General features: G+C 68.1%; 18 protein-coding genes. 9 read left to right on the forward strand and 9 right to left on the reverse strand.

The features are described 5' to 3' along the window. Window positions 1–21 precede the first annotated feature (21 nt). From LQF10_RS16530 to LQF10_RS16555, 6 genes are all read right to left on the reverse strand, one after another. A complete protein-coding gene (locus LQF10_RS16530; RefSeq protein ID WP_231064904.1) occupies window positions 22–1188 on the reverse strand; it encodes an FUSC family protein in 1167 nt (388 codons plus the stop codon). A gap of 67 nt (window positions 1189–1255) precedes the next feature. Further along, window positions 1256–2431: an aromatic acid exporter family protein gene (locus LQF10_RS16535; protein ID WP_231064905.1), complete on the reverse strand. Its 1176-nt coding sequence runs from the start codon at window positions 2429–2431 to the stop codon at window positions 1256–1258. 67 nt (window positions 2432–2498) lie between these two features. Further along, the gene (locus LQF10_RS16540; protein WP_231064906.1) at window positions 2499–3824 is read right to left on the reverse strand and encodes an MFS transporter; all 1326 of its coding nucleotides are present in this window, start codon (window positions 3822–3824) and stop codon (window positions 2499–2501) included. Window positions 3825–3843: 19 nt separating this feature from the next. Continuing rightward, window positions 3844–4419, reverse strand: a complete 576-nt coding sequence (locus LQF10_RS16545) for a DNA-3-methyladenine glycosylase I (RefSeq protein WP_231064907.1) — start codon at window positions 4417–4419, stop codon at window positions 3844–3846. 42 nt (window positions 4420–4461) lie between these two features. Further along, window positions 4462–5520 (reverse strand): Rv2578c family radical SAM protein, encoded by a 1059-nt coding sequence (locus LQF10_RS16550; RefSeq protein ID WP_231064908.1) that lies wholly within the window; start codon window positions 5518–5520, stop codon window positions 4462–4464. Between the two features lie 155 nt (window positions 5521–5675). Further along, window positions 5676–6521 (reverse strand): siderophore-interacting protein, encoded by an 846-nt coding sequence (locus tag LQF10_RS16555; protein WP_231064909.1) that lies wholly within the window; start codon window positions 6519–6521, stop codon window positions 5676–5678. A gap of 87 nt (window positions 6522–6608) precedes the next feature. Between LQF10_RS16555 and LQF10_RS16560 the strand changes: the two genes are divergently transcribed. Further along, window positions 6609–7391 (forward strand): MBL fold metallo-hydrolase, encoded by a 783-nt coding sequence (locus tag LQF10_RS16560; RefSeq protein WP_231064910.1) that lies wholly within the window; start codon window positions 6609–6611, stop codon window positions 7389–7391. A 3-nt stretch (window positions 7392–7394) separates the two neighbouring features. Here the strand turns inward: LQF10_RS16560 and LQF10_RS16565 are convergent, their stop codons facing one another. Together LQF10_RS16565 and LQF10_RS16570 are read right to left on the reverse strand one after the other, a co-directional pair. Continuing rightward, the gene (locus tag LQF10_RS16565) at window positions 7395–9461 is read right to left on the reverse strand and encodes an acyl-CoA dehydrogenase family protein (RefSeq protein ID WP_231064911.1); all 2067 of its coding nucleotides are present in this window, start codon (window positions 9459–9461) and stop codon (window positions 7395–7397) included. Next, window positions 9458–10162: a TetR/AcrR family transcriptional regulator gene (locus LQF10_RS16570; protein ID WP_231064912.1), complete on the reverse strand. Its 705-nt coding sequence runs from the start codon at window positions 10160–10162 to the stop codon at window positions 9458–9460. The genes LQF10_RS16565 and LQF10_RS16570 overlap by 4 nt, the downstream gene beginning before the upstream one ends. Before the next feature lie 130 nt (window positions 10163–10292). On the opposite strand from LQF10_RS16570, the gene LQF10_RS16575 reads away from it, so the two are divergent. The 3 genes from LQF10_RS16575 (at window position 10293) to LQF10_RS16585 (ending at window position 14066) form a co-directional block, all read left to right on the forward strand. Next, window positions 10293–11633: an acetyl-CoA C-acetyltransferase gene (locus tag LQF10_RS16575; RefSeq protein ID WP_231064913.1), complete on the forward strand. Its 1341-nt coding sequence runs from the start codon at window positions 10293–10295 to the stop codon at window positions 11631–11633. Window positions 11634–11647: 14 nt separating this feature from the next. Next, on the forward strand, window positions 11648–13006 hold the full coding sequence (locus LQF10_RS16580) for a 3-oxoacyl-ACP reductase (protein ID WP_231064914.1): 1359 nt from the start codon (window positions 11648–11650) through the stop codon (window positions 13004–13006). A gap of 97 nt (window positions 13007–13103) precedes the next feature. Next, window positions 13104–14066: a MaoC/PaaZ C-terminal domain-containing protein gene (locus LQF10_RS16585; protein ID WP_231064915.1), complete on the forward strand. Its 963-nt coding sequence runs from the start codon at window positions 13104–13106 to the stop codon at window positions 14064–14066. A gap of 93 nt (window positions 14067–14159) precedes the next feature. Here LQF10_RS16585 and LQF10_RS16590 read toward each other — a convergent pair whose 3' ends face one another. Beyond that, window positions 14160–15326, reverse strand: coding sequence for a CobW family GTP-binding protein (locus tag LQF10_RS16590; RefSeq protein ID WP_231064916.1), 1167 nt, complete (start codon window positions 15324–15326; stop codon window positions 14160–14162). A 49-nt stretch (window positions 15327–15375) separates the two neighbouring features. Here LQF10_RS16590 and rpmB point away from each other — a divergent pair, with 49 nt between their 5' ends. From rpmB to LQF10_RS16615, 5 genes are all read left to right on the forward strand, one after another. After that, complete coding sequence (gene rpmB / locus LQF10_RS16595) at window positions 15376–15612, forward strand: 50S ribosomal protein L28 (RefSeq protein ID WP_231064917.1); 237 nt, start codon at window positions 15376–15378, stop codon at window positions 15610–15612. Continuing rightward, entirely contained in the window at window positions 15612–15782 is a 171-nt protein-coding gene (rpmG, locus tag LQF10_RS16600; RefSeq protein WP_231064918.1) for a 50S ribosomal protein L33, read from the forward strand. Before rpmB ends, rpmG begins: the two co-directional genes overlap by 1 nt. Next, window positions 15782–16087, forward strand: a complete 306-nt coding sequence (gene rpsN, locus LQF10_RS16605) for a 30S ribosomal protein S14 (protein ID WP_231064919.1) — start codon at window positions 15782–15784, stop codon at window positions 16085–16087. The genes rpmG and rpsN overlap by 1 nt, the downstream gene beginning before the upstream one ends. 29 nt (window positions 16088–16116) lie before the next feature. Beyond that, entirely contained in the window at window positions 16117–16239 is a 123-nt protein-coding gene (ykgO, locus tag LQF10_RS16610) for a type B 50S ribosomal protein L36 (protein ID WP_089773214.1), read from the forward strand. A gap of 118 nt (window positions 16240–16357) precedes the next feature. Continuing rightward, window positions 16358–18949 (forward strand): tetratricopeptide repeat protein, encoded by a 2592-nt coding sequence (locus tag LQF10_RS16615; RefSeq protein WP_231064920.1) that lies wholly within the window; start codon window positions 16358–16360, stop codon window positions 18947–18949. Window positions 18950–18964: the final 15 nt, after the last annotated feature.

The raw sequence follows: 18964 nt of genomic DNA on the forward strand, positions 1-18964 counted from the left end.
GTCGCCACGCTACCTGCGCGACTACGCCGAGGGGTTGCTGCGCGAGCTGTCCCGCGCCTGGCGGGCCGAGGCAACATCGTCGACGACAACGACGATGTGACGCATGCTGGTCAGGAGGGAGCCGTAGACGGGCCAGAGGTCGCCTGGTGGCAGGCCGTCCCCGCTCGAGGCCCGGGCGGCCAGCGCATCGATGCGATCATTGATCGGCTCGACCTCTGCTTCTGGATCGCGAATGGACCGCCCGGCATCACGGACGATCGCGACCCATTCGCGGCGGAAGTCATCGTCCCACTGGCTCTCCGCATAGGTCGACTCACGGACGGTGCGCACCATATGGCGCAGATGGGAAATCCCTTCGCTCACCCGCGTGAGGATCTCCTCGTAGCCCACCTCGGCTCCGGGAGTTCCCTCGGGATCATCCTGACGGCGCCCGCGCACGGACGAGGGCACGTAGCGGCGCGGGTTGATGCGCGCACTCTCCCGGGCGAACCGTACGGACTGCCAGGCGGAGGCGAGCTGGGCATCGATCGAGATCGTCTCAGCCACCCACTGGTCGGCACTGTCGGTGTCCCAGGATTCCTCGAGCTCGTCGGCCATCTGGATGAGCACCTCGCCCGTGCGGCGGTTGACGCTGTCCACGTGCCGCGCGGCCTGCTGATCTCGCAGCGGCGGGAGGAGCAGCAGGTTCACTGCGACGCCGATCACCACGCCGACTCCGACCTCGAGCAGCCGATCGCCGAGCAACGGCGCTTGATCATCGAAGCCACTGCTGAGGACGAAGATGGCCGTAGTGGCGATCGCCACGCCCTCATCGCGCAACCAGGACAACCGTGAGCCCACGAGCCCCACGAGGACGGCGAGGGCGAAGGTCCACAGGTTCACCTCAAGCAATGCCCCGATCAGGAACGACAATCCGACCCCCACACCGCTGGCCACGGTGGTCTGCAGCCCGCGAGAGAGGGACCGGTAGACGGTGGCATGTACGGCCAGAAGGGCGGTCCAGGGCGCGAGGAACGGCAGTTGGGAGTCGAGCACGCTCAGTGATACCCACCATGCCGCTGTCGCAGCGATCACGGATTTGACGATCTGGAGCAGGTCGGTCGCGACCTCGGGCGAACTCACGAACGCCACGAACCGGCGGACTAGGGATCGACCAGTGGCTGGGCTGGGGCGGGATTCCTCGGACACCTGCCACAGGATATGGCGAGTACGAGGCGGCGAGAAGTTGACGGCGACGTGACGGATCAGTGCGGTGCTACGCCGTCGGGTTGGGCCTTGAGCTGTCCCGGGCCTCTCGCGCAGAAGCGACGTCATCGACCACCGTGGCGATATGGCGCATGCTCGTCACCAACGATCCATAGACCGGCCACAGTTCACCGGAGGGCAGCCCGTCCTCTCCCGAGAATCGCCGTGCCAGCGCATCGAGACGGTCGGCGATCGGCTCCACCACGGCGTGCGGGTCTGCCACCGCGTGGCCGGTGTCGCGCACAGTTGCGGCCCACTCGCGGCGGAAGTCGTCGTCCCATTGACTCTCGGCATAGGTCGATTCCCGAATCGTCCGCGCGAGGTGGCGCAGATGCGAGATCCCTTCGCCGACACGGCTGAGGATCTCGTCATAACCGATCTCGTCGGCCTCCTCCTTGCCCCGGCCCTCTCGGCGACGCGCTCGGTGGGCCCACGGGACGTACGCGCGAGGGTTGACCCGCGCACTCTCGCGGGCATAGCGGATGGTGCCCCAGGCGGTCGTGAGCTCCTCATCCATCGACTCGGTCGCGGCTACCCACTCCTGCGCCCTGTCGGTGTCCCACGAGTTCTCGAGCTCATCGGCCATCTGGATCAGCACCCGGCCCAGCCGGCGATTGATGCTGTCCACGTAACTCGCCGCTTGCCGGTCCCGTAGCGGAGGTACGACCAGGAAGTTCACCACCAGGCCCACCCCGACGCCGATCCCCACCTCGAGCAACCGGTCGCCCAACAACGGCGCTTGGTCGTCGAATCCACCGCCGAGTACGAAGATCGCGGTCGTGGCGATCGCCACCCCCTCAGCGCGCAACCAGGTCAATCGGGATCCCGCCATACCCAGGAACACCGCGAGCGCGAATGACCACAGGCTGACCTCGTCGAACAGTGTGCCGATGAGGTAGGCCATCCCCACGCCGAGACCGGTAGCCACCGCCGTCTGAATGCCTCGGGTCAACGACCGGTACACCGTGGCGTGCACCGCCAGTAGTGCCGTCCATGGCGCGAGGAACGGCATCTGCGAATCCAACACGACCGCTGTGAGCCACCAGGCCACGGTGGCAGCAAGCGTGCACTTGATGATCTGCAGCACGTCGGTCACGAAGGCACCGGTCCGCACGCGGGCGCACACCCAGCGGACGGCCGAGGGTGGATGACGGTGCCTGGTGTGCGGCGCGGGGTCAGCACTCATGAGCGCGACACTACGGCGATCGCGTGTCACTCGCGCGGGCGCACCCGTCGCCTCGGTGCGCCGGCTTCTACGGGCTCGGGTGGGCGCCGTCGTAAGCGAGGAACTTCCGCTGCGTCACTGCGAGCACAGTGATGGCCAGCACGCACAGGGTCCCGCCGATCACGGCAGCCATCCCCTCACCGAACCAGGAGGCCTCCGCGCCCACCAACACATCGCCGAGGCGCGGCCCACCGGCCACCACCACCACGAATACCCCTTGCAAACGCCCACGCATGGCATCGGGTGTGGCCGCCTGCAGGATCGTCTGGCGGAAGATGGAGGAGATCGAATCTGCGGCCCCTGCCACGGCGAGAAGCACGACGGCGGCCACCAGCGCCCAGCCGATCACGTGGTCCGGCGAGGTCTCACCGACCAGCAGCAGGACGACGCCGAACCCGATCACCGCGAGCGCAAACACCGCGATGGCGCCAACGATGACCTTGCCCTGGGCCCGCACACCGGCGAGCCCGCCGGAGAGCACACTCGCCAGCACTGCGCCGACGGCGATCGCCGCTGTGAGGACGCCCGTCGTCGCCTCTCCACCACCGATGAGCAGCACGCCTACGGCGGGGAAGAGCACCCGCGGCATGGCCAGGATCATCGCGCTCAGGTCGAGCAGGAACGTCATCCGCAGGTTCGGCCTGGTTCCGAGGTAGCGCAGGCCATCGCGCACGGAGCTCCATCCGGCCACCCGGCGCTTCGCAGGCGGCACGCCTTCCGGGTCGCCCTCACCAGCCGAACTCGCGACGTCGGAGTGTTGCGGTGGTAGATCAGGCAGGCGCCACAGGGCGTACAGCGAGGCCGAGAACAGCAGCACATCGAGGGTGTAGGCCACTTGGAAGCCCTGCCATGCCACGAGGGTGGCGCCCAGTAGCGGCCCCACGGTGAGTGCCACGTTCCAGGCGAGAGTCTGCAGTGCGTTCGCGGCCGCCAGCTGGGTGATCGGTACCAAGCGGGGAATGATCGCCGAACGGGCCGGGTTGTTCACCGCGCTCGCCGCCGACTGCAACGCCACCAGCGCGTACAGCAGCTCCACCGACTCCACGTGCAGCCATGCCTGGAGCGCGAGCAGCGCCGTCACCACGAACAGTGCGCTCGAGGCAACCAAGGCCACCCGGCGTCGATCGAAATGGTCCACCAGCGCACCGCCGTACAAGCCGAGCACCACTAACGGGACGAGGGCGAAGATCCCGAGGATTCCGACCGCCAGGGTGGATCCGGTCAGCGCATAGACCTGCAGGCCGACGGCGACCGCCGTCAGTTGCGTTCCGAGGTTGGAGACACCGAGCCCCCACCACAGCCGGCGGAACGCCGCGATCCGCAATGGCGCGGTATCGGCGAGCAGACGGGGCACGGGCGTTGAGCCTACGCCTTTAGCTTGCTCGCCAGCATCCTTCGATGTGGTCATCCACCATGCCCGCCGACTGCATGAGCGCATACATCGTCGTCGGGCCGACGAATCGGAAACCACGCTTGCGCAACGCCTTGCTCATCGCCGTCGATTCCGGTGTCACGGCGGGCACGTCAGCGAACGAGCGGGGTCGGGCTCGAGACGTGCCGTCCGGCGCGAAGGACCACATCAACGCATCCAGTTCGCCCTCGGCCATCGTCTGCACGATCTGCGCGTTCGCGATCGTGGCGAGGATCTTCGCGCGGTTGCGCACGATCCCGGGGTCGGCCATCAGGCGTTCGATGTCGCTCTCGCCGAACCGCGCCACGGCCGTGGGCTCGAAGCCCGCGAATGCCTCACGAAACCGGGGGCGCTTGCGCAGGATCGTGATCCACGAGAGTCCGGCCTGAAATCCCTCCAGCGCCATCTTCTCGAACAGCGGCCGATCACCGCGGAGCGGGTATCCCCATTCCTGGTCGTGGTACCGCTCGTAGTCGGGGTCCGCGCCGACCCAGACGCAGCGGGCGCGACCGTCCGCGCCGGTGATGATCGAAGTCATTCTCCCAGCGTAGACAGCGGTACTGACATTGGGTCATCCCGACTAGAAAAGCGCTGCCTGCACTGGCCGGGGATCGGCCTGCGCCAGCGCCGCAGTTCCCGCAGGTGAATCACCGACGGCGTCCGGATCCGTGCGCAGCGTCCACCTCGCCCCGCCCTGAGTCTCCTCCCGGACGAACCCGTGCCGACGGCGCATCGTGCGCACCCGATCCGCCAACCACTGCCGGTACTCGCCCGTGGTGTAGGAGCCCCGGCCGTACAGCGCGCGATACTTCGGCACCAATGCCGGATAGTCGCGCGCCAGCCAGGCCATGAACCACTCGCGTGCACCCGGGCGCAGATGCAGCGGCCCCGCAGTCACCCAGGCGCCACCGGCGTCACGGACCGCAGCGAACAACTCGTCCAGGTGCTCGTTCGAGTCCGTCAGCCACGGCAGGATCGGCATCGCCATCACCGTGGGCCGTAGCCCCGCATCGGCCACGGCGCGGATCAGGTCGAGGCGCGCCTTCGGCGTGGGCGTGCCCGGTTCCACCCGCTGCTGCAGTTCAGGATCGGTGAACGCGAGTGAGACACCGATGCCCACATCCACGCGCTCGGCCGCCGCCCTGATCAATGGCAGGTCACGCCGCAGCAGCGGCCCCTTGGTGAGGATGGAGAACGGTGTATCGGAGTCTGCGAGCGCCTCGATCACCCCCGGCATCAGCCGGTAGCGACCCTCGGCACGCATGTACGGGTCCGAATTCGTCCCGAGTGCCACGTGTTCACGCCGCCAGGAGGGCTTGGCCACTTCGGCACGCACCACCTCGGCCACATTGGTCTTCACCACGATCTGAGTGTCGAAGTCCGCACCGGAATCGAGATCGAGATACTCGTGGGTCTTGCGCGCGAAGCAGTAGGTGCATCGGTGGAGGCAGCCACGCGTGGTGTTGATCGTCCAGGTGAACGGCATATTGGACCCGCCGGGCACCTTGTTCAATGCGCTCTTGCAGAGCACCTCGTGGAACGTCACACCGGCGAACTCTGGGGTGGTGACGCTACGGATCAGCCCCCGCAGCGGGATCAGCGCACCCGCATCGCTCGCCTGCTGACCTTGCCATCTCATTCACTCATTCGAACATACATTCGATGGCGATGTCCGGGCCCGACACGCCCGAGCCTCGCACTGGCCCCGCCCTGCCGAGCGCAAACTTCTGCGGCATCGCCGGCGTCAACGCCGCATAGGTTTGCGTTCGGCGGGCTAGAATCGGCGGCTCGCACTCAGGTGCTGCGCGCCTCTTCCTCGGCCTCCATGGCGGCAACCCACTTCCGCTTCAGCGCGCGCCACTGATCATCGTTGTTCCCACGCTTCCAGTAGCCGGAGGCAGAGAGATCCACTTTCGGCACGTCCCGCTCGAACCGCAGCAGCGAGCGCAACTGTTTGACCACGTCGGCATCGCCGTGCACGAATGCGTGTACCCGCCCAGCCGGGAACTCCAGGTTCCGCACCGCCTGCACCAGCCCCTCCCCGGGAGCCGCGCCCTCCGCCTCCGCTGACCGGTGAATCCACTGCACCTGCGCATTCGCCACGGTCAGGATCGCCTGCTCCTCACCCGGATCGGCCACCTCGATGAATGCGCGCACCTGAGCACCTTCGGGCATCGCCTCCAAGGTGGCAGCGATCGCCGGCAGGGCACTCTCATCACCCACCAGTAAGTGCCAGTCTGCCTCCGGGTTCGGGGCGTAGCCGCGCCCGGGCCCGAGGAACTGCACCTGATCGCCCGGCTGCGCCCGCGCCGCCCACGGACCGGCGATCCCCTCATCGCCGTGCACCACGAAATCGATGGTCGCGTGCCCGCTTTCGGGGTCCCACGCGCGGATTGTGTACGTGCGCTGCACCGGCCAGTCCTCGGCCGGGATCCGCTCCTTGACCTCGTCGAGATCGAACGGCTCGCTCACCTCGGTGCCAGGCCGCGGTAGCACCACTTTGACGTAGGTGTCGGTGTACCCGTCCGGGTCGGTGGCCAGCGGCCCGCCGCCTGGTGCGGAGAACACGATGCGCGCCATATGCGGGGTGATCCGTCCCGCGCTCACCACTTCGGCTCGTTGCGTCACCTTCTTGGACACGGTGAGCCTCCCTCCGATTGACTAAGGTAAGCCTAACAACAATTGGCGAGCGCGCCGTACCGGGTGGGCAATGCCACACTCGGGGCAATGAGCCCGTCCGAGCCAGCCCCGGGTGTGCTGGTGTTCACCTCCCGCACCATGCAGACCACCAGCACGATCCTGTGGCACGCACGCTCCGCCGTCGTGGTGGATCCGGCGTGGCAGGCCGACGAACTGGACCGCCTCGCCGATCTGCTCGCTGAACGCCGCCTCACCGCCGCGCTCGGCTGGTCCACCCATGCCCACCACGACCACCTGCTCTGGCATCCTCGGTTTGGCAGCCCGCCTCGGCTCACCAGCCCGGCGGCGGCCCGCACTGCGGCCGAGCACCTCACCGAGATCCGCACCGCTCTGGACCTCCCCGCCCACCTGATCGCTCTGGCCGGTGAGGTCCAAGCCCACGACGGCGGCCAGTTGCCCTGGGATGGTCCGCCCGCCCAGATCCTCACGCACCAGGCGCACGCACCCGGCCACAGCGCCCTCTGGCTGCCGGAGTCACGGGTACTGATCGCCGGCGACATGCTCTCCGACATCGAGATCCCGCTCCTGGAAGACAGCACGCTGGCGCAGTACCGGTCCGGGCTCGACCTGCTCGCGCCCTATGCCCGGCAGGCGGAGGTACTCATTCCCGGGCACGGACGGGTTGCCCGGGCCGGCACGAGCGACTCCCCCACCGTCAGGCTCGACGCGGACCGGCGGTATCTGGACTCGCTCGGCACCTCAGCTTCCCATGACCCTCGATTGCACCAGGCCCCGGCCTGGCTCCAGCGGGCCCACCAGCACAACGAGCAGCAGACCGCCCGGCATCAGGCGAACCGCCATGGAGGGTGAGCGTTAGGCCTGCTTCTTCTGATCCTTCTTCACGTTCTTCTCACTCTTCGGCTCATCCCCGGCGGCCCGGCGCCGGCGCAGGTAGTCCTGCGCATCGCGCTGGCGCTGGGCCTCCACACCAGTTCCGATCACGGCGCCGATGTGCTTGTCCGAATAGCCGAGTGCCTCCACCAGCCCGAGGGCATGTGTGCGCAGGCGCGGCAGCAGCCGGTTGATGTAGGAAGTCACGGTGCGAGCGCGCTGAGCGGAGATGCGCCCGTTGATGAGGTACCAGGAGAGATTCTTCTCGATGGTCACCAGCCCGAACAGGTCGCGCAACCACGTCAGCACCTTGCGGGTGTCCGGATCCTTGACCTGGTTGAGCGCCTCGGTGAACGCCTCCCATTGGAGGAGTTCGCCGTGTGCGCGGGCGGCCTCGATGAGGTCGTGCTGGTGGGAGTTGAACAGCGCTTGCGCCACGTCCTGCGGTGCACCCTTGGCGGCCCGCAGCGCGAGGGCGATCTCTTCGACCATGGATTCCACGCGGTCCTCAAGGAGCTCGCGCTGGGCATCGGCGTCCCGGATCTCTCCTGCAGACCGGGCCGAGGAGCCCCAGTCCTGGATCGACTGTGCGGCCCGCCGCAGCGGCGTGCGGTGCAGCGTCATGTCCACCGCCCGGTCGGCCACCCAGCGCACCGCACCCGCCACGTCCATCGTGGCCATCTCACGGCCGAAGTCGGTGAGCAGGCGCTTGCCCACAAGCTGGAGCAACACCGTGTTGTCGCCCTCGAACGTGGTGTAGACGTCCATATCCTGATGCCAGCTGACGAACTTGTTCTCCGCGAGATATCCGGCGCCGCCGCATGCCTCCCGGGCGGACTGGATCGTCTCCATCGCGAGCCACGTGGTCAACGGCTTGGATGCTGCGGCGAGTGTCTCCAGGTCCTGACGGTCGCCGTCGGTGTCGTGTTCACCGGAGAACACCTCGTGGAACCGCTGCCCGAGCTGGTTGTGCATGAACTGTGCGGCGTAGACCCTGGCGAGCAGCGGAAGCAGTCGTCGCTGGTGCTGCTGGTAATCGAGCAGCACAGTCTCGACGTCATCATCGGCGCCGGTGAACTGACGGCGTTCACTGCCATACCGGATCGCCGTGGTCAGTGCCATCTTGGACACCACCACCGCGGCACCGCCGAGGGAGACGCGCCCCTGAACGAGCGTGCCGAGCATGGTGAAAAAGCGCCGTCCGGGGCTCTCGATCGGGGAGCTGTAGGTGCCGTCCTCGGCCACGTCGCCGTACCGGTTCAGCAGATTCTCCCGCGGCACGCGCACGTGGTCGAAGGCCAGCCTGCCGTTGTCGACCCCGTTCAGGCCGCCCTTGATGCCATCGTCCTCACCGGTCACGCCCTCCAGGAACGGCCCAGCAGTGCCGTCGTCAGCGGTCTGGCGGATCGGTACGTAGAAGGCATGCACGCCGTGGTTGACCCCGCCGGTGATGAGCTGAGCGAATACGACGGCGGCCGTTCCGTGGTCTGCAGCGTTGCCGATGTAGTCCTTCCACGCCCCACGGAACGGGGTGTGGATCTCGAACTCCTGCGTCTGTGGGTCATAGGTGGCCGTGGTGCCGATGGCGGCCACGTCACTGCCGTGCCCGGTCTCGGTCATTGCGAAGCAGCCCGGCACGTCCAGGCTCATCGCCCCTGGAAGGAACTGGTCATGGTGCCGCTCGGTGCCCAGGTGCAGGATCGCCGCACCGAAGAGCCCCCATTGCACCCCGGCCTTGATCTGCAGAGCCGGGTCGGCCACCACCAGCTCCTCGAACCCGGCGATATTGCCGCCCGGATCCTCATCACCACCGAGCCGCTTCGGAAAGGCGCGGTTCACCACACCCAGGTCCACCAGCGCGCGGGCCTGCTCGAGGACCCGGGCGCGCTGCCCGGCCACATCGAGTCCCTCCTGGCGGCGGAGCCGATCATCCAGGAGGAGGTCCCGGACCTGACGGCGGTGGTCCCGCCAGCGCCCGTCGATCAGGTCGGCCACCGCCGCCGTGTCCAGGGTGAGGTCTGCCGCGGCGGTGCGGGGAGTAGTGCTCATGTGCGCTCCGTAGGTGAGATCGAGGTGGCGGCTCCGATACCGTGCCAGAGCCAGTCAGTGACGAGGTCGGCCATGGTCTCGGCCGAGGGATGATTGCCGGGTTCTGACCCGAGCCAGACGTCGCCCACACCACGGACGAAGCCGACCGCACCGGCGGCCCACCCAGCGGCGAGCCCGGTGTCTGCGCCAGCCGCATCGAGGGCTTCCCGGAGAGGGATCTCGACGTATCCGGAGATGGTCGCCTGGAATGCCGAGAGGCCCGCCAGGTCCGCGCCATCGGCAACCCGGGTGACGAACCGGTACACGTGCGGGGAGTGATCGATCATCGTGGCGTACACACCCACCATGGCGCGCAGGCGCGCATGAGGATCACCCTCGGTGTGGGCTGCCGCATCGAAGGCCTCGGACATCTCCTCCAGGACCAGCTCCCCGACGGCGCCCTGCAGGCCGGCCTTATCGGTGAAATACCGGTAGACGATCGATTTGGATGTCTGCATCGCCGTGGCAAGTTCGTCCATCGAGAGATCTGGCCCCTCATGGTGGACCGCCTTACGGGCCGCGTGGGCCAGTGCCCGGCGGCGTTCGGCGCGGTGGGAGTCCCATCGGCGCGAGCGCCCGTCCTGCGGGGCTGCCGCGTCGAGGGCGCTGCCCGTGCGCTCAACTGGCCTCGAGCCGCGTGCGGCCGCTGTGACTCTACTCACGGACTGAGAGTATCAGGTACTATCGGTCCTAGACACATTGGCTCGACGGATCACCTGAGGTCACCGGCATCGGGTACTGATCTCGACACGCTCCTCCACCACCGCCTGACCCCGATCGCGAGGACATTTCATGGCATCGACGCCCCCCAGCAACGGCACAGCATCCACCTCACCCCAGCGGGCCGCCGTCATCGGCGCGAACCGCATCCCGTTCGGCAAGGCGGGCGGCGCCTACGCCTCGGCCTCGAACCTCGACATGCTCACCGCCGCACTCAGTGGCCTGGTGGCCCGGTTCGGCCTCCAGGGCGAACGCGTGGGCGATGTGTCCGCGGGTGCAGTGCTGAAGCACTCCCGCGATTTCAACCTCACCCGCGAGGCGCTTCTCGGTTCCGGGTTGGACCCGCACACCCCGGGCTTTGACGTACAGCGCGCCTGTGGCACCAGTGTGGAAACGGTCACCGCGATCGCCAACAAGATCGCCCTCGGGCAGATCGAATCCGGCATCGCCGGTGGTGTGGACTCCACCTCCGATGCGCCGATCGTGGTGAGCGACCGGCTCCGCAAGACGCTGCTCCGGCTCAGCCGCGCCAAGACGGCTGGCCAGCGTCTGTCGTTGCTCTCAACGCTGCGCCCGGCCGATCTGGCACCCGTGGCGCCGAACGTGAATGAACCGCGCACGGGGCTGTCCATGGGCGAGCACCAGGCGATCACCACCCGGCAGTGGGGTATCACCCGCGAGGCGCAGGACGAGGTGGCGCTGAACTCGCACCACAATCTCGCCCGCGCCTACGACGACGGCCTGTTCGACACTCTCGTCACCCCCTATCGCGGACTGGTGCGGGACGAGGCGCTGCGCGCGGACACCTCGCTCGAGAAGCTCGCGAAGCTCAAGCCGGTATTCGGCAAGGACGCACCCGATGCATCCATCACGGCAGGCAATGCCACGCCACTGAGTGACGGCGCCGCCACCGTACTGCTCGGCACCGACGAGTGGGCTGCGCAGCGGGGACTGCCGGTACTGGCGCACGTGGTCGATGCCGAATCCGCCGCAGTGGACTTCGCTCGCGGGGAGGAAGGGCTGCTGATGGCCGGCGCGTACGCCGTCCCACGCCTGCTCGCACGGCAGGGTCTGCGCCTGGACGATTTCGCCTTCGTGGAGATCCACGAGGCCTTCGCCTCGACGGTGCTGACCACGATGGCCGCCTGGGCCGATGAGGACTTCTGCACCAGGAAGCTGGGGATGCCCGCGCTGGGCGAGGTGGACCGGTCACGATTGAACGTCGCCGGATCCTCGCTCGCCGCCGGGCACCCGTTTGCGGCCACCGGGGCGCGGATCGTCGGAACGCTGGCGACGCTGCTGCACGAGCGCAAGAAGGCAGACGGCGGCGATGCCTCATCGGCCCCCGTACGGGGCCTGATCTCCGTGTGCGCCGCCGGCGGCCAGGCCGTCGCCATGATTCTCGAAGCGTGAGCGAGGGGAACTCGATGACTGATACCTACCTGAACCTGGTCAACTCCGGCCTCACCAAGGAGATGGCGAAGAAGCTCGGCCTGCCTCGGCCCGCGGAACTACGCCGCACCGACCCGGGTGCGGTGGACCAGCCGCTGATCCCGGGCCCGGTGCTGGTGCTCGGATCGGGCCGTGCGGACACTGCTGCAGACTCCGTGGCGAACACGCTGCTCAGCTGGGACCTGGACGTGCACCGCACACTGCCGAACCGCACGATCGGCGCCATCGTGGTGACACTGACCGACATCACGCATCCGGAACAGGTCAGTGAGCGCGTGCTCGAGGTGGGGGCGGCGCTGCGCTCCCTCGCTCCAAGCGCCCGCGTGATCACGATCTCGCGGCCGGCCGCCGAAGCCGCCGATCCTGCTGTGGCCGCCGCCCGGCACGGGGTGGACGGGTTCGGCCGTTCGCTCGCGAAAGAGCTGCGGGCCGGTGCCACCGGGAACGGGATCGTCCTTTCCGAGGGCGTCACACCCGACTCCCCCAGCGCCACCGGGGCATTGAGGTTCCTGCTTTCGGCACGGTCGGCATTCGTCTCCGGTCAGTTCGTGAACGTCACCACGCCCGACGGCGAAGCTCCCGGTGACTGGACCCGCCCCCTGGCGGGGCGGGTGGCCGTGGTCACGGGCGCGGCACGTGGGATCGGCGCGTCGATCGCCCGCACCCTGCATCGCGACGGCGCCCAGGTGATCGGCGTGGACGTCCCGGCCGCCGGCGAGCAACTCGCCCAGGTGATGAACGAGGTGCACGGCACCGCCCTGCAACTGGACATCACCGGTGCCGATGCTGCGCAGCGGGTGATCGATCTGGCGCGATCCCGGCATGGGCGACTGGACGCCGTCGTGCACAACGCCGGCATCCTGCGGGACAAACTGCTCGCCAACATGACCGCCGAGAAGTGGGATGCGGTGATGGCGGTGAACATCGCCGCTCAACTGCGGATCAATGACGCGTTGCTCAGTGCCGAGGAACTGGCGCCCGAGGGCCTGCGGCTGGTCTCGTTGGCCTCCACCTCGGGGATCGCGGGCAACCGCGGCCAGACGAACTACGGCTACAGCAAGGCCGCCGTGATCGGGATGACCCGGGCCCTCGCGCCTCGGATCGCCGAACAAGGCGGAACCGCGAACGCCGTGGCACCGGGGTTCATCGAGACCGAGATGACCGCGAAGATCCCGCCCGTGCCGCGCCAGATCGCGCGGCGGGCGAACTCCCTGCAGCAGGGCGGGCAGCCCGTGGATGTGGCCGAGGCGATCGCCTTCCTGCTCTCCCCACAGGCGGGCGGGATCAACGGAGAGGTGCTGCGCGTGTGCGGTCAGAACCTGGTGGGCCAGTGAGGAGCACAAAGATCCCCCGCGTAGGCGGCGCGAGGGACGAGGGCCGGCATGAGGACCGGCGAAGCGAGGCACCGCAAGGATCAGATCGGAGGGCACTGTGAGCGCGCCACAGCAGGAGAAGACCCTCCCGGAAGTTCCCGCGCTGGGCGGGTTGTACGCCAATGCACTGGCCAAATCGGCCCGACTGATGGTGCGTGCACCGGGAGCGGGTGCGACCACCGTGCCAGACCTTGCCTACCGGGTGGATAACGTCCACCCCGACGTGGAGCGCCTCACCGCGTATCAACACCTCATGGGTGAGCCGGGCACCGATGTGCTGCCGGCCGGGTTCGTGCATGTGAGCGCGTTCGGTGTGGCCATGGCCGTGATGGCGCGGGACGACTTCCCGTTACCGCTGCTCGGGATGGTGCACATCGCGAACCGGGTGGAGCAGCGCGAGCCCATCCGGGTGGGCGAGTCGCTCACCGTGCGCGCCTGGGCCGAGCGGCTGCGAGCGCACAAGTCCGGCACCCAGGTGGATCTCGTGGTGGAGGCCACCAGAGCCGATGACGTGGACCCTGCATGGCGCGGTCGATCCACCTACCTGGCGAAGGGGCGCCGGCTGCCCGGCCTGGCGCTGATGGAGACAACGGACACACCAGGCACTGGGGACACAGGCGGCACTGGGGGCACAGAGAACCCCGCGGACCCGTGGGGCTCGGATCCCGGCCCGCCGGCCGCCGTCTGGAATCTGGCGAAGGACACCGGCCGCCGCTACGCGCAGGTCTCCGGAGATCGCAATCCCATCCACCTCAGTGCGTTGACGGCGAAGGCGTTCGGGTTCCCGCGGGCGATCGCGCATGGGATGTACACGGCGGCCCGGGCGCTCGCGGCCGTCGGGGCGAGTCGAGTGTCCCCGGCGGAGGCGTTCGTCTGGGACGTTTCGTTCGCCAAACCGGTGCTGTTGCCCTCGAAGGTCGCGCTCGCGCTGCGCCCGGAGGGCGAGATGGTCCGCTACCTCGGCTGGAACCAGAAGGCGCAGAAGCGCCACTTCTCCGGCTCCGTCACCCCCCTCCCCTAGCCACCCGCGAGTGCGGCCCTTCTCGCTCATTCCCTGAGATTTACGCGAGAACGCCCGCACTCGCGGCGGGCCGAGTGCGTCCACTTCAGTGCGTCACATCAGGTGCGTCGTCGAACGGGCACCCAGGTACGGCTCCAGCGGGTCTTCTCGACCTAACCACGGCAGCAGTCCGGCTTCCTGTTCCGCGGCGGTGAGCACGGCACGTTCAAAGGCTGCCACCACATCCTCCCTGCCTGGCCCGGCACCCACCACGAGCCAGCGGGTGCTCGGATCCGGCCCGCCCCGGTGATCGGCCACTCCCACCGACACCTGACGTCCTCCGCCATAGACCCCACACACCGAGTCGGGCCGATTCGGGACCCAGAACCTGCCCCAGACCACGCGCGGGCCGTTTGCCACCGTGTCGATCTCCTCCAGAAGCCGCTCCGGGTGGAGCGCAGCGGGAGTGTGCAGGTCGAGCGCCCAGACGTCGGAGTCCGTGGCACACCACCCGTACTCATCCGGGCACACCCGCTCGGCGCCGACGCCGGGACTCGCGCTGCTCGCATGGAGGTGCGCCTCGGCGTGGGCCACGGAGTGCCTGAGCGAGAATGCTCGGCTGAGCCAGTCCGAGTGCGCATCGTCGATGAGCTGCGACCCCGGACGACGCACCGCATCGGCGAGGTCCCGGGCACGACCGGACGCTCCGCCGTCGAGGACCACCAGATCAGCCGGCGGCAGCTGACCGAGCACGATCTCCGCAAGGGCGCGGTCATCCCCCGGTGCGATGGGGATCTCCCCTGCGGTCGCGTCCGCATCACCGAGCAATGCCTCCGGCAACAGATCGGCCGTCGCATACGCCACCGCCGCGGCGAGCACCCCCGCAGCGCTGAGCTCGTGAAGCGCAGCCGCAAGGCCCGCCGTCGCAGGCAACAGTTCCGCACCCGGCGGCAGGGCGAGCACAGCACCTACCCAGCGCGGGTCCTCCAGCAGGCGTGCGACGGTGGGCCCGGCGTCCTCGCGCACGGCACAGGAGGGGCACACATGCTCGAGTTCGACCCATTCATCCTCGAGCGTCTTCGTACCGTGCAGGACCCGGCGGCGCAGACGTGCACCGTGCTCCTTGAGGACGATGTCGTGCACCACGGCGACGACGTCGGGCCGATCGGTGAGCACACCGAGGAGCGCCACCTCCCGGTCGATCGGGTTGATGGTGGCGAGCACGGCAACCGGGCGGTTCCCATTCTCGGCCGAGCGGCCGGCGGAGGGTGCGGCAGACATACGATCCTCTCGATGTGACATTAGTGAGAATGATTCCTATTATGCTTACATGTCTGCTCACTGCCAACTCACCGGCGCCGAACCGATGTTCGGCAACACCATCTCCCACTCCCACCGGCGTACCTCGCGCAGGTTCAATCCGAACATCCAGAAGCGCACCTACTGGGTCCCTTCGCTGCGGCGACGCGTGCGGCTGCGGCTCAGCGCTCGCGCAATCAAGACGATCGACACGATCGGCATCGAGGCCGCGATCACCAGAATCCAGGCACGAGGAGAGAAGTTCTGATGGCCAAGAAGAGCAATGACGTCCGCCCCAAGGTCGTGATCCAGTCCACGGCGGGGACGGGCTACCGCTACATCACCGAGAAGAACCGGCGGAACTCACCCGACCGCCTGGTGCTGATGAAGTACGACCCGCGCGTGCGCCGTCACGTCGAGTTCAAGGAGACCCGCTGATGGCCAAGGCATCGAAGATTGCCAAGAACCTGCAACGACAGGACACGGTGGCCCGGTATGCACAGATCCGGGCCGAGCTGAAGAAGGCCTCGGTGGACCCCCACCGCAGCGCCGATGAGCGCGAGGCGGCGATGCGTGCGCTGCACAAGCTCCCCCGGGATGCGAGCCCCACCCGCGTGCGCAACCGTGATGTGGCCGACGGGCGCCCCCGCGGGCACCTGCGCAAGTTCGGACTTTCCCGGGTGCGACTGCGCGAGATGGCCCTGCGTGGCGAACTACCCGGAATCACGAAGTCCAGCTGGTAATCCACCGTGCACATGAGAAGGAGATCGCCATGAAGGTTCGCGCCTCACTGCGCTCGCTGAAGAACCAACCCGGATCGATCGTGGTCCGCCGCCGCGGCAAGACCTACGTGATCAACAAGAAGAACCCGCGCCTCAAGGCCCGGCAGGGATAGGCCAGCCCTTCAAGCGACGGTGAGTGGGCCCTCGACGTAAGATCTCCCCCATCAAGCAAATCCTTCGAATTGGGGGCCGTGCGCATGGGCCCGGTCTGAGGAGCGGGTCTGAGGAAAAGTGACTGACGGCGGTGCAGGGGTGGGGCCCGAGTCCTTCCGCGCCTCCGGACGGGCCCGCACCGAGTGGAGTCTGGCCGATGTGGCGAACGGGCTCCGCACCCTCCGGATCGAGGCCGGTCAGCCCTCGTTCGCTGAGATCGCCCGTCGGATCGCCACCGTGCGCGCCGAACGCGGAGTTGCTCCAGCAGAACAGCGGCCCGCCCGGGGGACCGTGTACGACTGTTTCCGTACGGATCGTCGGCGCATCGACATTGACCTTGTGGTCGACATCGTGCGTGCGCTCGGAGCCGATAGCACCGAAGCCGATCAATGGGCGCAGCGCTGCCGACTCGCGCTCAGCCGAGCCGAAGCCGCCACGATGGTCACCGTACGCAACAGATTGCCTATGCAGCGCACCGCCTTCGTGGGACGCACCGAAGAGATGGCAACCGCACTCTCCGAGATGCCGGGCCGCTCGCCGGGCAACCTCCCAACGACGCCCATCTGGATCTCGGGTATGCCTGGTGCAGGCAAGTCGCGCTTCGCGAGCGAGGTCGCACAGCGGCTCCTCGACGCGGGGGTCGTCGCGCAGTTCCGCGCAGTCGAGCTGCGGGCCTTCGCCGCGGGCGCGCCGCCGGCCGATCCCGTCGCGAGCCTCGACGCCCTCCTGAGATCGATGGGGGTGGCACACCACGCGATCCCTCGGGACCTCACCGCCCGCGTGGAGCTGCTGGCGAGGCACTGCGCGAAGGCGAGATTCGTCGTCGTGCTCGATGACGCAGTCGGCTCAGAGCAGCTCGGCGCCCTCCTGCCCGGCCTCCGGAACGCCGTCGTTCTGGTGACCAGCCGAACGGCACCGGATCCACAGACACGCGCCCGGCACGTTGGCCTCGGTGTCCTCGAGCCCATGGAATCGTTGGAGCTTCTCCGCGCCACGATCGGCACCTCCACCATCGATGCAGAGCAGGACGCAGCGTACGCGCTGGCCGATGCGGCCGGACATCTGCCACTGGCGGTCGAACTCACTGCCTCTCGCGTTCTCGCCCGGCCAGACTGGCCACTGGCCGAACACCTTGGACCAGTGCGACGCCGTCAGCAGGCGTTACGTCTCGACGATGCCGTGCACGAGACGATCGACCTGTCCTACACGAGTCTGCCCGCCAGTGCCCAGCGGATGCTTCGCGCGCTAGCAGGTGCCCCACTTGCCGAACCGGATTCGACCGCAGCCGCGGCACTCGCCGACACCTCGGACGCGCAGACCGACCTCGAGACGCTGCTCCGGCACCATCTGCTGAACGACGCTGGCGGCGATCGCTACCGGCTGCACCCGCTCGTGCGCACCTACGCCACCGAGCGCGGATGGGAAGAAGATCGCGCGAGTGCGCGCACCGCCAGCCACGTGCGGCTGGAAGATCACCTGATGCTCAGCGCCTGGGCGGCATCCCGTTCGCTGGCCGCAGAGAGCGGTGGATCCGGCCGGTTCGAACGGTTCACCGAATCTGTACCGACACTGCCGCCAGACGAGGCGCGAGAGTGGTTCGAGAACCATATTGAGGACGTCGTTGTGGCGGCGCAGCACGCACTCGGCGAAGGGCGCTACGCCACGGTGATGGCCCTGTCCGAGGGGTGCGCCTGGTGGCTTGCCCGGGCGAGTCGCTACCGGCATGCCGTGATGCTCACCGAGACGGCACTCCACGCCGCCTTGTCCGCAGGCGACACCACCGGCGAGGCCCTGGCTCGTCTCGATCTCGGCGGCTACCTGGGCCTGGTGGGCGAACTCGACACCGCCGAGGCGCACCTCCTGGCGATCCCGCAGGCGCACGACGCTGCCACCGACCCTGGTTTTCACGGCAGCGTCGCCAACCATCTCGCCGGCATCGCAGGTGAACGAGGGCAACTCGAACGAGCGGTGCGGCTCTATCAAGAGTCGATCGATCGGCACCGCTGCCTCGGGGATCAACGCAGGACGGCTGCGGCCTTCGTGAATCTGGCCTACACGTACCGAATGAACGGACAGTTCGATGAATCCGTGAGGACCAACCTCGACCTCCTCACGAACGGCGATCCAGATCCGTGGATACGTGCACTCACCCTGTCCAACCTCGCCGATGTCTACGTGGCGCTCGAGGATCACGACGCCGCTTGGGATACCGCCCGTGAGGCGGCCGAGCTCGCTGAGGAACTGGGGCATGCTCAGGCCACGCTTGCAGCCCAACTCACCATGGTGCGCATTCTCGATCTTCGCGGTAAACACGAGGAGGCACTCGCCCATGGGGATCGTGCTCTAGCGGCCGCGCACGATCTCGGACACCCCAGCAACGAAGCCACCGTGCTCTACGAACTGAGCGCGGTGCACCGACACATGGGCGACCTGGCGCACGCACGCACTCTCGCTGAGCAAGCCCTCGACACGTTGGCAGACGTGGACGACGACTATCAAAGTGCGTTCGCCCACTCCCACCTCGCCCTCATTGAGCGTGCCGAGGGGAACGCTGCCGAGGCCGCGGAGCACTGGAGTCGCGCTGCCTCCCTCCTCGAGCCGTTCGGCGGGCCGGAACTCGAAGAGATCCGAGCCTGGCTCGCCGACGTGCGTTCGCCCGAGACTCACTGACCGCAGCACACGGCC

The sequence above is a fragment of the Ruania halotolerans genome (genome assembly GCF_021049285.1).
Taxonomy (GTDB): Bacteria; Actinomycetota; Actinomycetes; order Actinomycetales; family Beutenbergiaceae; genus Ruania; species Ruania halotolerans.